The 2,395-nt window shown below is 62.0% G+C and carries 3 protein-coding genes and 1 pseudogene; all 4 read left to right on the forward strand.

What is annotated here, in order from left to right; all coding sequences use genetic code 11:
• Positions 1–195 (forward strand): annotated as a pseudogene (locus U1872_RS22135) (D-alanyl-D-alanine carboxypeptidase family protein); the annotation flags it as partial.
• Between the two features lie 182 nt (positions 196–377).
• Positions 378–566 carry a hypothetical protein gene (locus U1872_RS22140; RefSeq protein WP_332795038.1) on the forward strand — a complete coding sequence of 63 codons (189 nt, stop codon included), beginning with the start codon at positions 378–380 and terminating at the stop codon, positions 564–566.
• 34 nt (positions 567–600) lie between these two features.
• Positions 601–1,547 (forward strand): IS630 family transposase gene (locus U1872_RS22145; protein ID WP_183938040.1). Its coding sequence is split into 2 segments (ribosomal slippage): positions 601–937 and positions 937–1,547, totalling 948 coding nucleotides; the frame shifts between segments, so codons are not numbered across the junction.
• 71 nt (positions 1,548–1,618) lie between these two features.
• Entirely contained in the window at positions 1,619–1,846 is a 228-nt protein-coding gene (locus U1872_RS22150) for a CCDC90 family protein (protein WP_332747923.1), read from the forward strand.
• The last annotated feature ends 549 nt before the right edge of the window (positions 1,847–2,395 follow it).

A 2,395-nucleotide genomic window follows, 5' to 3' on the forward strand; every position in this document is an offset into this window, starting at 1 on the left:
GACGGCATCAAGACCGGGTACACGTCCGACGCCGGCTACAATCTCGCAGCGTCGGCGATGCGTAGAGGTCGGCGTATTGTTGTCGTTGTGCTGGGCGAAACCAGCGTTTCGGCACGTGATGCGCGCGTTGCCAACCTGATCGAGTTGGGCTTCACCGGATCGAGATCGAGGCCGCATCGGATACGACGGCGGTAACTTTACGAACTGCCTTGGCGTGACTCAGAGCCACGAGGATTGTTCGGATCGATAAGAAATATTATGTTAAATCAGACACTTATCGGTATTTTCGACGACGTGGTTAGCCTAAATTTCGGGCCGGGGGCAACCGACTTTGCATGCTGGACAGTCTCGTGTGCCGCACTCTCGAGGACGCCCCGGTGCAATTCAAGATCGCGCTGCTGAAGCAGCAGCATGCCGAAATCCTGTCAGCCGTTGCCGAGCTCACCAAACTGTTTGCGGGCTCTTTCGAGGACGCTGTACCGCAGCTCGGAACTGCACGTACAACGCTAGAGCGGTTTCTCACCGTGCTGAATCATAAGGGGATTCCCGTCGCTGCGGTTTTCTGATTCAGGTGCGTGCCGGTGCAGGAGGCTGGCATGGATGGCGCGAGCATTGTCAGTGGATCTTCGAGACAGGGTTGTGGCGGCGATCGCGAGCGGTCTGTCGCGTCGACAGGCGGCGGTACGGTTCGGTGTCAGTGCCGCGAGCGCTGTCCGGTGGCAGCAGCTTGCAAACCAGCACGGAACGCCGGCGCCACAGCAGCAGGGTGGCGATCGACGTTCGATGAGGATCGAGGCGCATGCCGGGTTGATCCTGGAGGCTTACAAGGCGACGCCCGACATCACTCTGGCAGAGTTGCAGGCACTTCTGGCCGATCACGGCACCGAGGTCGCACTCGGCACGATATGGCGGTTCTTCGCGCGGCGCGGGATCACGCGCAAAAAAAGACTGCGCACGCGACCGAGCAGGATCGTCCCGACATCCTGAAGCGGCGCGAGGAATGGTTTGACGGTCAGCTCGATCTCGATCCCGAGCAGCTCATCTTCATCGATGAGACCTGGGCATCGACGAACATGGCGCGTCGCTACGGCAGGGCGCCGCGCGGCGAACGACTGCGGGCCGGCGTGCCGCACGGGCACTGGAAAACCACCACCTTCGTCGCGGGTCTGAGCCGCACCGGCATGATCGCACCCTGGGTTCTCGACGGGCCGATGAACGGCGATGCCTTCACCACCTATGTGACCCGCGTGCTGGTGCCTGAACTCTCACCGGGCAACGTCGTCATCATGGACAACCTATCCAGCCATAAGGCGCCTGCCGTGCGCGCCGCCATCGAAGCCGCGGGTGCCAGGCTCCTGTTCCTTCCGCCCTACAGCCCAGACTTCAACCCCATCGAGATGGCCTTTTCCAAGCTGAAGGCGCATCTGCGAAAAGCGGCCGAGCGGACCATCCATGGCCTCTGGGACGCCATCGGCCGCATCGTGGACCTCTACTCACCCCAGGAATGCTCGAACTATTTTGCAGCCGCTGGTTACGATGCAGACTGATCAGAAACCGCTCTAATATCGAGGACGAAGCAGCTGCAAAGGCAGTCGCTGTCGTCGAGGAGCAGATCGACATGGCCGTAGGTCGCGCAGTGGAACCACTCAGGCAGCAGATCGCCGGACTCGAGCTCAAACTCGATCAGCGGATTGCCGGACTGGAGGTCAAGCTGGATAGCGGCCTCAAAGGCATGCAGACATCGATCGATGGGCTCAAATGGTACATCATCGGACTGGGCTCGCTGATGACTGGCGCGATCGCAGTTGGGGCAGCGCTTACGGCATACGCTCAGTTTATTAAGTGACCTCGGGAGGGGCTACGGCTCCTCCCCTCACCGTCTCACGACTATAGGGCCATCCGGCGACCGGGTGGCCCTTTTTCGGTGCCCTATTTCGCGGCCGCCCGACCGGCTCGCTCGCGTCGGTTCGGCCCCTACGGGCCTCCCTTGCTACGCATCGGCCGGGGAAGCGCCAGTGCGGGCATTGAGCCCGCCCCGGCGCTGCTGCTGCCCCCTCCAATCAAGCCGTTTCCCCTGCCCGATACGCCTCGCTCGCTTACGCGCAGCGGCCCTTCGGCCGCGCGCTGGCTACGCCTCGCCGATCGGACTGTCGTGCGTAATTGCCGGCGTCCCGCATCCCAACCGGAGAGGAGGGAGGGAGGAATTTGCGGTTTCAATGAAGGAGGTCAGCATGACCATCACATTCCGCGTCGAAGACGGCCGTTCGATCCTACCGCCAAGCGCTGCCGTCATCACCCCTGAACAGTTGGCAGCGTTTCGCGACATGCTTGCCGAACAGGCGCTGCGATTGGGCTTTGCGTTGCTCCTACCGGTCTACGGCGTGACGGGCGATCC

The sequence above is a fragment of the Parasphingomonas frigoris genome (assembly GCF_036663815.1).
In the GTDB taxonomy this organism is placed as follows: domain Bacteria; phylum Pseudomonadota; class Alphaproteobacteria; order Sphingomonadales; family Sphingomonadaceae; genus Sphingomonas.

Bases quoted from the DNA above. Each gene is read 5' to 3' on its own strand.
- U1872_RS22150 (WP_332747923.1), top strand. From the start codon at position 1,619: ATGGCCGTAGGTCGCGCAGTGGAACCACTCAGGCAGCAGATCGCCGGA.